The organism is Selenomonas ruminantium subsp. ruminantium ATCC 12561 (assembly GCF_000424065.1).
In the GTDB taxonomy this organism is placed as follows: Bacteria; Bacillota; Negativicutes; order Selenomonadales; family Selenomonadaceae; genus Selenomonas_A; species Selenomonas_A ruminantium.
Genome location: NZ_AUJE01000055.1, coordinates 1 through 11,697, shown reverse-complemented (window position 1 = coordinate 11,697; position 11,697 = coordinate 1). Strand labels below are relative to the sequence as shown.

The 11,697-nt window shown below is 44.8% G+C and carries 14 protein-coding genes and 2 pseudogenes; 7 read left to right on the top strand and 9 right to left on the bottom strand.

From position 1 onward, the window contains the following. From G598_RS19165 to G598_RS0114340, 6 genes and pseudogenes are all read right to left on the bottom strand, one after another. Positions 1 to 164 (bottom strand): helix-turn-helix domain-containing protein (locus G598_RS19165; RefSeq protein WP_245582829.1); only part of this gene is annotated, 164 nt, incomplete at its 3' end. A gap of 19 nt (positions 165 to 183) precedes the next feature. Next, a pseudogene (locus G598_RS19555) lies at positions 184 to 264 on the bottom strand (IS200/IS605 family transposase); the annotation flags it as partial. A gap of 76 nt (positions 265 to 340) precedes the next feature. After that, positions 341 to 1,552 (bottom strand): type II toxin-antitoxin system HipA family toxin, encoded by a 1,212-nt coding sequence (locus G598_RS0114355; protein WP_245582828.1) that lies wholly within the window; start codon positions 1,550 to 1,552, stop codon positions 341 to 343. A gap of 19 nt (positions 1,553 to 1,571) precedes the next feature. Continuing rightward, the gene (locus G598_RS0114350; protein ID WP_026767518.1) at positions 1,572 to 1,895 is read right to left on the bottom strand and encodes a helix-turn-helix domain-containing protein; all 324 of its coding nucleotides are present in this window, start codon (positions 1,893 to 1,895) and stop codon (positions 1,572 to 1,574) included. A gap of 39 nt (positions 1,896 to 1,934) precedes the next feature. Next, positions 1,935 to 2,909, bottom strand: coding sequence for an MFS transporter (locus G598_RS18145; RefSeq protein ID WP_051180378.1), 975 nt, complete (start codon positions 2,907 to 2,909; stop codon positions 1,935 to 1,937). Between the two features lie 192 nt (positions 2,910 to 3,101). Next, positions 3,102 to 3,641 carry a GNAT family N-acetyltransferase gene (locus tag G598_RS0114340; protein ID WP_026767517.1) on the bottom strand — a complete coding sequence of 180 codons (540 nt, stop codon included), beginning with the start codon at positions 3,639 to 3,641 and terminating at the stop codon, positions 3,102 to 3,104. Positions 3,642 to 4,128: 487 nt separating this feature from the next. Between G598_RS0114340 and G598_RS0114335 the strand changes: the two genes are divergently transcribed. The 5 genes from G598_RS0114335 (at position 4,129) to G598_RS18135 (ending at position 7,542) form a co-directional block, all read left to right on the top strand. Beyond that, positions 4,129 to 5,301, top strand: coding sequence for an RNA-guided endonuclease InsQ/TnpB family protein (locus G598_RS0114335; RefSeq protein WP_245582827.1), 1,173 nt, complete (start codon positions 4,129 to 4,131; stop codon positions 5,299 to 5,301). 153 nt (positions 5,302 to 5,454) lie between these two features. After that, positions 5,455 to 5,916, top strand: coding sequence for a GNAT family N-acetyltransferase (locus tag G598_RS19155; RefSeq protein WP_026767515.1), 462 nt, complete (start codon positions 5,455 to 5,457; stop codon positions 5,914 to 5,916). Positions 5,917 to 5,921: 5 nt separating this feature from the next. Next, the gene (locus tag G598_RS0114325) at positions 5,922 to 6,296 is read left to right on the top strand and encodes a DUF488 domain-containing protein (RefSeq protein ID WP_026767514.1); all 375 of its coding nucleotides are present in this window, start codon (positions 5,922 to 5,924) and stop codon (positions 6,294 to 6,296) included. Positions 6,297 to 6,523: 227 nt separating this feature from the next. Further along, a complete protein-coding gene (locus tag G598_RS0114320) occupies positions 6,524 to 7,174 on the top strand; it encodes a CatA-like O-acetyltransferase, family 2 (RefSeq protein WP_245582825.1) in 651 nt (216 codons plus the stop codon). A 5-nt stretch (positions 7,175 to 7,179) separates the two neighbouring features. Further along, a complete protein-coding gene (locus G598_RS18135) occupies positions 7,180 to 7,542 on the top strand; it encodes an alpha/beta hydrolase (RefSeq protein ID WP_245582824.1) in 363 nt (120 codons plus the stop codon). Here G598_RS18135 and G598_RS20475 read toward each other — a convergent pair. From G598_RS20475 to G598_RS20105, 3 genes and pseudogenes are all read right to left on the bottom strand, one after another. Further along, positions 7,495 to 7,677, bottom strand: a pseudogene (locus tag G598_RS20475) (transposase); the annotation flags it as partial. The gene G598_RS18135 and the pseudogene G598_RS20475 sit on opposite strands and share 48 nt — an antisense overlap. Positions 7,678 to 7,851: 174 nt before the next feature. Further along, on the bottom strand, positions 7,852 to 8,391 hold the full coding sequence (locus G598_RS0114310) for a hypothetical protein (RefSeq protein WP_211221597.1): 540 nt from the start codon (positions 8,389 to 8,391) through the stop codon (positions 7,852 to 7,854). A gap of 26 nt (positions 8,392 to 8,417) precedes the next feature. Next, positions 8,418 to 8,621 carry a hypothetical protein gene (locus G598_RS20105; protein ID WP_026767511.1) on the bottom strand — a complete coding sequence of 68 codons (204 nt, stop codon included), beginning with the start codon at positions 8,619 to 8,621 and terminating at the stop codon, positions 8,418 to 8,420. Positions 8,622 to 8,664: 43 nt separating this feature from the next. On the opposite strand from G598_RS20105, the gene G598_RS18130 reads away from it, so the two are divergent. Beyond that, the gene (locus tag G598_RS18130; protein WP_051180376.1) at positions 8,665 to 9,147 is read left to right on the top strand and encodes an ATP-binding protein; all 483 of its coding nucleotides are present in this window, start codon (positions 8,665 to 8,667) and stop codon (positions 9,145 to 9,147) included. After that, positions 9,147 to 11,207 carry an RNA-binding domain-containing protein gene (locus G598_RS20100; protein WP_211221596.1) on the top strand — a complete coding sequence of 687 codons (2,061 nt, stop codon included), beginning with the start codon at positions 9,147 to 9,149 and terminating at the stop codon, positions 11,205 to 11,207. The genes G598_RS18130 and G598_RS20100 overlap by 1 nt, the downstream gene beginning before the upstream one ends. Positions 11,208 to 11,697: the final 490 nt, after the last annotated feature.

Here is an 11,697-nt window from a genome sequence, read left to right as displayed (position 1 = left end):
AGCATGGCACTGGTCTGATTGTAGGTTACAGACTTATGGTTTGCAGTCCATTCATCTCTACGGATGGCGAGAAAATGATTGAACACAAATCGGCAACAGCCCAGAGTACGGTTAATTAGTTCTTGCTGGGCATGGTTCGGATATATTCTGAATTTGAAGCCCATTGTGTACTTGTCCATTTTCTCACTTCCTTTGCGATGTTTTTTGGCTCTCGATATACTGCTTCACGATGTTAAGCGGAGCACCACCGACAGTGGAGCAAAATAAGTACGAACATTAAACAGGATAATGTTCACAATTACAAACATTAAAAGATATTATATAGGCGGAAGAAGAAAAGTTAGAGACAGTTCCCTTCAAACGCAGGGCTCATTCGCTCTATAGCTGTACGGGACAGACCATACTTTTTAGCCAAGATATGCCAGTTCTCAGCTACGACGCTCTTAGTGTTGGCGATAATGTTCTTGGCATCTGCTTGTTTGATTTGGTAGAATTCCGCCATTTCCAGAGCCAGGTCCATATCCAGGGTGCTATCTTCTTCGGTAATGCCCAAAGATAAATTGTTGCCATAGGGATTAGGATTTACATCAAATAGTGGGGAAAGATGCCAGCCGTCCTTATGCAGAAGGAAGCCATGATTCCGCAGATGGTCGTCTGTATTTGAGATTGCGATGTTAAACACGATGCGACACCAAAGTTCCTTCAGGTCAGCAGAAGCATTGGCACTATGTGCTGTCAGCCAGTCGGCAATATCAAGATAAGAGGCATCTTGATCGCTATCGGTTTTGCCCAGCATGGTCATAGCAGAGGCCATGTGGATTCGGGCTTTTCCTATGCGGTCAAACCGTTTTACCAAAAAAGTGGTGCCTTCCTTGGTCAGGGATAAAGCCTGAGCTTCCGCCACGTTCAGGTTACACATTTCGGCCAAGTCGTGAGCTACCATTTCCCAGGCACCAGCATTTTCTGTGTCGTGTTTGGAGGGAAATTTTGCAATCCACAAATTGCCCTTCTCATCAGCAACAGTTGCCTTGGGACGGGCACCGCCTAGTGAAGAACCGGGAGCCATCAGCAGGGAGAGCCATGTTTCGTCGAAACCGTTGTCATCTTCGAAATTTCGGGACGCATCCTGTAATTGACGCAGCTCCGTCCATGGGGGCGTTGCTAGGGAATCATCATTGACCTGAAAATCACCCTGAGGTTCCAGACGAAAACGTAATGCTCCCATGCGGCTTTCATCGTGGACTCCAAGCAAAAAGTCACTTTCCAGCAGGGCAGAGGGTTTCCTGGATTCCTTTCTGGCCCGGATAGCTTCACGCCTTTTCATAAGAAGCCTGCCCCAACGGTCTGGGCAGGAGTCAGAAAACATGCCGAAAAACTGATTGTCCGCATATTGGCGGCCAGGAATATCAACTTGCAGCTGCGGGTCCAGAAACAAATGTTCCTTATTCGCCAGGAAATCAGGCGTAAACTCAAAGGAATATACTTCTTTCCCACGAGCTTTTTGTACATATAAATTTCCAAGGAGGATTTGGCCGCGGTAGTAATCGTCCAAGTAGCAGTATATCGTCTTATTATTCATCGTTCTTCCTCTTTGGTGCCCTACGTGCAACAGTTAAGTTTAAGTCTTGTATCAAGCGGCCTTTAGCGTCATCTTTGCAAATCAGTAGCAAGTCTTTATCCATTCCTTCAATAGCATGTAGGACTTTTGCGTAGGCTCCCATGGAAACAGAAGGGCTGCCCTTTTCGATGGCCCAAACGGTTGTCCTGCCCAAGCCGGAACGCTCGGCAACTATTTCCATCGATATATTACGGCGTAGGCGGGCCAGTTTGATTTGCTCTCCCATACGCTGAAGGATTCGTTGGATGCTCGGTGTCAGGACTATTTTCTTGCCCATTATCTATTTCCTCCATAATAACATTTGTATTTATGAACATTATATCGTAAAATGTTTATAAATACAAACATTATTATAAAAAGTAAAGGGGAGGAAAGTTATAGCCGCCATGCTGCCTGCCAGTAGAACTAGCAGCCCGCTGATGGATGCGGTGACGAAACTGATGATGATGATTTGGCGATTGGCAAAACTTTTTTTCAGCCAAAGATAAAGGCCGGGGCCAATGATGGCAACTGCGGAGTTCACGGCGAAGTAGTAGCTGTATTCCTGTGCTGTCAGGCCAAAGTAGCTCACATACACGAAGGAGGAAACTGCCAGATAGGCCATATATGGGGCTGCCAACATAGCAAACATAATGAGCATGCGGAAAAAGCGTTTATACTTCACAAAGCCAGCCAGGAGGGAAAAGGACTGCAGAAGCTTGCCCTGATAACGGCTATTTTGCGGCAATGTTTCTGAGAGCAGGCAGGAGAGAACGAGATTCACGCATCCCAGTCCTGCCAGAAGTACGAAAGCCCCACGCCAGGAAGTAAATGTCAGCAGGACACCGCCAAGTATGGGGGCTGCCATAGGAGCAATAACCCCCAGAGCTTGGGTGACTGCCAGAATCTTGGTCATGGACTGGCCGGTGAAGCATTCCTTGATAAGGGCAGTGGCAACGGTGATAATGGCACCGGCACCGATGGCTTCCAGAATACGTCCGGCAATCAGCACATAGACATTTGGTGCTGCCGCACAGATAAGGGAAGAAGCAATATAGAGAACCGTGCTAGAGATAAGAATTTTACGGCGGCCGTATTTGTCGCTTAATGGGCCGAAAAAGACAATGCTTAGGGCAAACATCAAAAAGAAAGCTGTAAGGGTCATGCCTACAAGTAGGCTGCCTGCTTGAAAATGGCTGCCCATTTCCGGCATGGCCGGGAGATATAGGTCGATAGATAAAGGAACAAACATATTCATAAAGGCAATGAAACCTACCAAAGCCTTTGTCCCTAAATGTTTCTGTGTCGTCATAAAAACCTCCTAAAACCAAAAAGCTGGATAAGATTGCGGCAAACCGCCATCTTATCCAGCACATAATGTACCCTCCGATGTAACGTTTCGTATGATAGCATGGCTTAGAATTTATGTCAAGGGGAAAGCGTAGGTGGGGATTCCTAAAAAGCCAAACTCATCATGTCCTGTGAAATGGGTATCTATTATTTGTCACGAATTTGTATCGGGGACAAGTTCCAGAATTTTCTCCATCCAAATCATGTTGTAGTAGCGGTCGAACTTGCGGCCGCATTTATGGAAGGTGCCAACTTTGGTAAAGCCTAGATGGGCATGGAAATTTTCGCTATTGTGGGTGAGGTATTCGTCAGGCGTAATGGGGGAGCCGATGCAGGCGTAGAGATTGGTTATGCCCATGACGGAAAGTTCCTGCTCCAAAGCTGTGTAAAGCTTGCGGCCCGTGCCATGGCCTTTTTCCTCTGGGGAAAGATAGATGGTGAGTTCCGCTGAATGATTGTAGGCTTCTCTGCCTACGAAAGCTCCGGCATAGGCGTAGCCGACAATTATGCCGTTCCTTATGGCAACAAGATAGGGATAGCGGGTGAGAATTCCGGCAATACGTTGCTGGAATTCATCAAGGGTTGGCATGCTGATTTCAAAGGTGATGGCGGTGTTTTTCACGTAATAGCTGTAAATAGTAAGGATGGCCTCGGCATCTTCGCAGGTCGCGTTGCGGATAGTGACATCATTCATAGAGCAAACTCCTTTTACGTTTTTGATGATTCTGATTGGATTATATCATGAAATAGGTGAGGGGAAGATTTTTTCTGGTGATTATATTTGTTCATAATATTGATACATCTGTCCAATATCGCAGTAGTAAAAAGATTATTTGGGGTCAGTGGTAAGTATTTCAGGAAAAAATATTTACGCAAGCCCACGTTAGACAAGGATTTGAGGTCTTTTTCTAAAAAAATTAAAAAAAACAGGGAAAACAGGAAAAAATTCCCAGAAACAGGCTCAAGTTTTGCTACATTTAGGGTGTAAGTTTATTTCATCAAAATCTTTTCCATGTGGATATGAGGGCAATATACGACGATAATTTACTGATGGGCAGTGTTTTACAGAAACCAAGGCAGAAAGCCCACGGTTTTAACCGTGGGATGAATGCCGTTTTTTGACGCAATTTCAGTAAACATAAATTTAAAATGATATAATATTCCTAAGGAGGTGGCGGACAATGATGAAGACGCTCAAGTTCAAGCTGTATCGGTCTCATCGCAACAGAAAATTGCATAAGCAGATTAACGCTGCTGGCTTGGCATACAATCATTGCGTCAAACTCCACAAGCGGTATTATCGCCTGTATCAAAAACACTTGAAGAAGGCAAGGCTCCAGAAGCACATAACCAAGCTGAAGAAGATTCCCAAGTTCAGCTACTTTTTGGAGTTTGGTTCTCAAGCTGTCCAGAATGTTGCAGAGCGTATTGAATTTGGCTATGAGAAATTCTTCCGTAAGGAGAACAAGCGTCCTCCTAAGTGCAGGAAGGTTCGCAAGACCAAATCTTTCACGCTCAAGCAGGCTGGCTGGAAGCTGGACGAGAAAAACCACACCATCGTCATCAACGGACAGAAATATCGCTACCATAAGTCCAGAGAAATCGAAGGAACTATTAAGACCGTAACGATTAAGCGGGACGCCGTAGGTGACATCTACGTTTGCTTTGTCTGTCAGGTGGAACAGAATACCGTCATTCCCAGATTTGGTAAAAGTATCGGGTTTGATTTCGGTCTCAAAGACCATATTCTTGTTGCTCCAACAGAGGAAGACGATGTAGATATGCCACGGTTCTTCCAGCAGAATCGCAACAAACTCAAGAAGATGCAGAGGAAGGTATCCCGCAAACTTCTTGCCAATACAGACCACTTCGTTAAAAAGGGCAAAGGACAAGCCACTGTCTATAAGAGACCGCTCTGGGAGTGCAAGAATATCCAGAAGTGTTTCAAGGAGCAAGCCCGCCTGCACCGCAAGATAGCGAACCAGCGAGAAGCCTATCATTGGCATCTTGCTTATGAGTTGTGCAGCAAATACGCCCTTATCTGCTTAGAATCGCTGAATATGCGATGGATGCAGAAAGGGCATGGCAAAAAAGTCGGAGATTATGGTTTCTCTGCGTTCTTAACAATCCTGAAATACGTAGCTTCTCGACGCGGAACTACCATTATTCAGATAGACAAGTGGTTTCCGTCCAGTCAGCTCTGCCACGATTGCGGATACCAGAACAAAGAAATCAAAGATGTTCGTATCCGCGAGTGGAATTGCCCAAATTGCGGTAAGCAGCACATAGACCGAGACCGTAATGCAGCAAAGAATATCCTTCGAGAAGGGCTTCGTCAGTTCGAGGCCGCTTAAATTCATAAAACGGGCGGGGCATCGTCCGTTAGAGGAGAGGTTGTAAGACCTTTCTGATTAAGGTCAGAGAGGCATTCTTCAATGACGCTAGAATCCCACGGCCTTCTAGCCGTGGGAGTATGTCAACAACTTGTTGGAGCGGGTGGATAATTTATGAAGCGTATAGAATTAGAAACGGAACGGCTACGATTATATATAACCTCACAATCGGAAATGGAGAAGATTATCGAGAGGCAGACTGATGAGGAACTTAGAAAAGCCTATCAGGAAATGTTGGATGGTTATCTGGCCCATCCTGAGCGGGGAGAGTGGTACGCAATATGGATGGTGACACGCCACGATGGTGTGCAGGTTGGAGATTTGTCTTTCAAGGGCTTTAATGAAGATGGTTCCGTGGAAATAGGGTATGGTATAATCGATGAATTCCAAGGACAGGGCTATGCTACAGAAGCCGTTAAAGCAGCTGTGAATTGGGCTTTGAAACAGGCTGGAGTATTACGTGTAGAGGCCGAAACAGAGCAGGATAATACAGCTTCGCAGCGTGTTTTGGCAAAATGTGGCTTTGTTCCCAGTGGAATCATAGGCGAGGAAGGGCCTCGCTATGTAAGAAGGTAAGGAATATGACTCACGAAATATTATTGAAACGTATATATGAGCCCCATGAGGAGCAGGATGGGTACAGGATGCTAGTGGACAGGCTGTGGCCCAGAGGAATAAAGAAGGAAACTGCTCATCTTGACGAGTGGGCCAAAGAAATAACGCCTAGTACGGAAATACGCAAGCTGTATCATCAGGGAGAAATGCCCTTCGAAGGGTTTTCCCAGGCTTATATCGAAGAACTGGATGGAAATAAAGTTGCGGAGGTGTTTGTGGGCAAATGCCAGAACTTGCTGAAATCACAGAATCTGACGCTGGTATTTGCGGCAAAGAATGAGCAGGAGAATCATGCCATGGTTCTTAGGGAATGGCTGAAACGTCAACTGAGGAAAAAATGAGAGAGACAGATGTATGGCATGAGATGGCAGCCGGGGAAATGCCATAGCTGCTGGCAGATAAGCTGGAGCAGTTAGCTTTACTCCGTGATGGAGATGCCTATTTCTACGCAGAGGAGTTGCTGGCGGGAAGTTTTAGGCTTCATGTAAAGGTCAGCCAGCGAAGAATAGACGAGAGCTTTGAACTGTCCAAGCCGAAGAAACGGTCTGGTGTCTGAAAGGCAGGAGGTATGATGAAAACTGAGATTTCACCCCAGGAAAGCAGCCGTGCAGAGGCCTTTTCCTTGTGGATGTCATCGCCCATGCCGATGGTGACATTGGTAAAGACGCTGAATGTCAGCCCTTTGCTGAAAATGAGGAAAAAGAGTGGTATAAAATTCACGGCACTGATGTGCTGGTGTATCGGCAGAGCTGCCAGCAGGATAGAAGAGTTTTATTTGTTGCCTGAAGATGGAAAGCTATTTCGCTATGACAAGATGGCTATAAATGTCATTGTGGCCAACAAGCAGAGTGGGATTAACTCTTGCGACATTCCGTTTGCTGATGATTTGGAGCAATTCAATCGGGATTATTTGGAACTCACCCAAAGGTCAGCGACGGAATGTAAAAGCAGTTTTATCGAAGATTGCATGATTATCGGCACATCGGCCATGATACAGACAGAACTGGATTGTATTGTGAATCAGTATACAGAAAAATTCTCCAACCCGCTGGTGATGTGGGGCAAATACCGCCAAGGGCTTTTCAAAACGGTTTTGCCCGTGTCCTTCCAGTTCCATCACGTGCAGATGGATGGCGGGCATGCGGCGAGATTCTTGGAACAGTTGCAGATGGAAATCAAAGGCTGTTCTAAGAATTGGAAAACTTTTGTTGGGAGATAAGACGAATGCAGATATTATACGTACATGGCAAAAGTGGAAGTGCCGGCGAAAGCGAGCACTACAAGCCGCAGTTTCCGAATGATGAAGTTATTGGGTTGGATTACCATACCTTTTCCCCCTGGGAAACGAGGGTGGAAATTCGAGCAGCAGTGGATGAACTGGCGAGAAAGCAGGAGGATATTTGCCTGATTGCTAACAGCATTGGGGCATTTTTCAGCATGAATGCTGGACTAGACGGGCTTATCCAGAAGGCGTATTTCATTTCGCCTCTGCAGCCTGCGGAGCTCAGCATCTTCATCACGGAGCTTGCCACTATCTACAAAGGGCTGCTCCGGGTGTTTCAGGTATCTGGCTTTCCAAGTGTATAGGGAACTTACGTTGACACCTATTTCTATGGCTACCTGATTGGCAGGAACACTGCTCAGGACTCTTTTTACGGCTTCTTCCTTAAATTCATTACTGTACTTATTTAATCGTATCACCCCATGAATGTATTTTACCATTCATTTAAGGTGTCTAGCAAAGTGGGTATGGGGCACGAATCCTCGATGCAAAATCTATCATTTGAACTATCACTTCATTTATTGTGAGAAAAAAGGACAGTCCTATATGTAAAGGATTGTCCTTTTTATTAGTCATGCTCTGAAAAAGTCCAACGTTGGACTTTTTTGTTGTACTTAGTGATTTCTATGAGCCGCTATGTGTTTCAGCAATTCTTCCACGAAGTGCGGATTTTGCGGTACACCACGTTTGGTATACTCATCATCAATAGCTCTCATATATTCATCAGCAACTTCTGACTGTTCTAGCATTACCAGCCTGAAAATCTTCTCTACAACGTTACCACATATATCAGAAAACCAGTTCTCATCGTATGATTTGCGGAAGTAGGCAGGTTGTTTATCACCTACTGCATACCATGTATAGAGCATATTTCCCCAAATTCGTAATCTATCAGGATTTGTTTCAGCATTGAAATGCTTGACATGTGATTCTGCAACGCCCATTTTCAGAAGACGCGCGGATAGATAATCCATTTCCGGGATAAGGTCTAACTTACTCCTGATAAGTGAACGGGCAAATATCGGTTTTTCAATAGACGTTGTGATGTGAACTCTGAATTCATAGGCAACAATGCTTCTGCCTTCTTTTATGATTTCTGGCATACCATTCTCAATATATAATTCAGAATTTTCATTTAGGTATTTTATAGCCAAGGGTAAGCTACGACTGTTGAAGATTGCTACGCGGTTTGTATAATTAATCGTCTAAGCAATGTATCTTTGTCAACTCGTATAACATATACATCGCTGGCTTCGGCAGCAGTACGCTGCTCACGGATTAGAGCGGCTTGTGCTATGAGGAAGGTGTATAAGGGTATTGAAAACTTGCCATCCAGTTTTAGAATGGTCTGGGTTGGATATTCAATATCATATTCCTTCTTCATTTTGAGAATTTGCTTGCGAAAATCATAGTTAAAGCGAACTTCAATGGAGTATGGGTCACTCTATCTATGGGGCAATTGTGGAACCGGCAAAACAAAGCTGACATCCATCATAGGCAATGAACGTTTGAAACAGGGACTTTCTGTTTTGTTTGTCTCTTTGCCGGAGCTTTACAGCAGTATCAAGGGTAATTTCGTCAAAGCGGGGAAGAGCAATGAACTGATGGAACTGGTGAAGAAGGCTGAGTGCCTGATTTTGGATGATTTAGGTGCAAGCAGCAGGACAGAATGGTCGATGGGAATTTTACAGGAAATCATCGATTACCGTTATACTAAGGCGTTGCAGACCATAATCACCTCAAATTATTCCATGAATGAACTAAAGGATTATCTGGTCATTATAGACAAACAGGGAAAAGCCATAGAAAACAAGCAGGCAGGTAGAATTTCGTCAAGACTGGAAGAAATGTGCCATGTAGCAAAGTTAGATACCGCAAGTTTCAGGCATAAACCACAGGAGGATTTCTGATGAACGCACTAAGTCCAGACCTTGGCATGTATGTAGCCGAGCAGACTATCATGAAAAGATTCAAGATAAGCGACAAGGAACGCAGACAGCTCTGGCATTTAGCGGATTTCTGCAAGCTGGAGCCGGAGGACAGCAAGCGCTACCAGACATACTTAAGTCTTCAGCGGTATAAGATAAACATGGCCGTGGTGGATATTGTCCAGATGGGATTGACGCAGGAAATGAGAGCTTTTTCCATAGCCAGATACCGGGATGGAAAGAGCTTCCAGCGCATTTCCATGGAATTATTCGTCTGTGAGGCCACCCTGCACAAGTGGAATAAGTTCATCCTTCAGTCCATTGCCACCATGAGCAGCTATAATCTTACCGAGGAAGATATTTACCGGCCAAATGTAGTGCGGAACATGATTCACCTGCTGGATATGCGCATAAACACCTTTTGCGATACGGAAAATCTGAAGTATAACCAGATGTGGTTGGATTCTTTGGTGGATAAGCGCCGGAGGTACAGAAAACTGCTGGAAACGCTGATGGAGGTACAGGCAGCCTTTAAGACAGCAGATAAAGAAGACAGGGACTATGTGCGGTATCAGGTGATAAACGAGAAAATTCGTCACCATAACGAAAATGTCAGCCAGATAGCCGGAAGATGTGGCGTATCATTGGCAACAGTCCCATTTTTATTCCTTGCTTTCTTTCACTTTCTTTCTTATAATGAGAAAGAAAGCGAAAGAAAGCGAAAGGAGCGAATTATGGCCAATCGGGAAAATGTAGATGTGGAGTACAAGCGTACATACGTTCAAGAGCTCCGCAAAGATATTATTGCTTTTGCTAATACAGAGGGTGGAACCTTGTATATAGGGATAAATGATGATGGCTCAGTCGTTGGTGTAGAGGATTCAGATGACACAATGCTGCGGCTGGCTGGAAGTCTTAAAGATGGCATAGCACCAGATGTAATGCCATTTGTACAGATTCGTGCCATTGAACGGAATAATAAAACAGTGATTGCCGTGGAGGTGGCTATTGGTTCTGCCAGACCATACTACATTAAGGATAAGGGCTTAAAACCAAATGGCGTTTATGTACGTCGTGGGACATCTTCCCAGCCCCTAAGTGAGGCCGGTATAAGGGATATGATTGTGGAATCCTATGGCAAATCTTATGAAACAGGCCGCAGTCTTAATCAGGACCTTACATTTGGTGCTTTTCAGAAAGAAATGGCTTTGCGGAACATGGAATGTGGAGCTGTGCAGATGCGTACCTTGAATATGATTGGAGAGGATGGTCTTTATACCAATCTTGCGCTATTGATGTCTGACCAATGTGAGCATACGCTAAAAATCGCTGTGTTCCAAGGGACGGATGATGTTGTTTTCCGTAATCATCAGGAGTTTAGAGGGTCCTTGTTGTCACAGTTGGAAGAAGGGTATGCTTTTCTGGATAAAAACATAGCTGTTAAGTCAACTATTGATGGTTTGCGACGTAATGACCAGAGAGATTACCCCATGGCGGCAATCAGAGAAGCACTACTCAATGCGATTATTCATCGTGATTACAGCTTCAATGGTAGTACACTGGTGAATATCTATGATGACAGAATTGAATTCTTGTCCTTAGGTGGACTGGTGCCGGGGTTATCTATGGAGGCCGTGTTGATGGGCGTTTCCCAGTCGCGTAACGCATGCCTGGCAAATGTTTTTTATCGGCTGAAACTGGTCGAAAGCTATGGTACGGGGATAAAACGTATCAAGGCATTGTACAAAAATAGTGAGAAAAAGGCTGTTTTTGAATCAGCACAGGGGGCCTTCAAGGCTACATTATTTAATCTCAACATCGGGGAACAGTCAGAAACAGTGACATCATATCAAACAGAGACAGAAAAGGAAATTATAATGAACCTTGTAAAAAGACAAGGTAGTATTACCCGCAAGGATGTGGAGTTGGCATTGTCCGTAGGAACGACCAAAGCATATTCCATATTGACGAAGATGTGTGATGAAGGAGCCTTGATTATGCAGAAGGCAGGCAAGAGAACGCAGTACATAAAAAGGCAATAAAAAATCAAACAAGCAGAGGGGGACGGGGGCATTGACCGGTCAGCCCTCTCTGCTTGTAATTAACGCTTTACATGAGAATAGCTTTTTGACATTCCCAATAGATAAATCTAGGGGATTCTTGGTTCGACAACCACTGCACTCAGACCTAAGCCTAAGCGTCCTACACGATTTCCCCAAGCGTTAATTCCCGTGTGTCCCACGGTATCTGTATACTGAAAGCTTTTTATCTTTGCAGCCGCAAGGTCTTTAAATTACGGCAGGCCAGCATACATGGCCTCAACCCGCTAAGAACTGGTTGCCCGTAGGCCTTGGTTTTCGATTCGTCCAGTTTCTATCTTTGCAGGGCTTCTCCTTTCTTCCGTATTCTTTAGCTAAGTCTACTATTCGAGAAAGGTTAGCAGTTGTCCTGCTTCAATTACTTACGTAAATTCGCAGGACGCGGCTTATATCCCCAGAGCTAAAGCTCGGGGTTTTACGCCGCATTGGATAA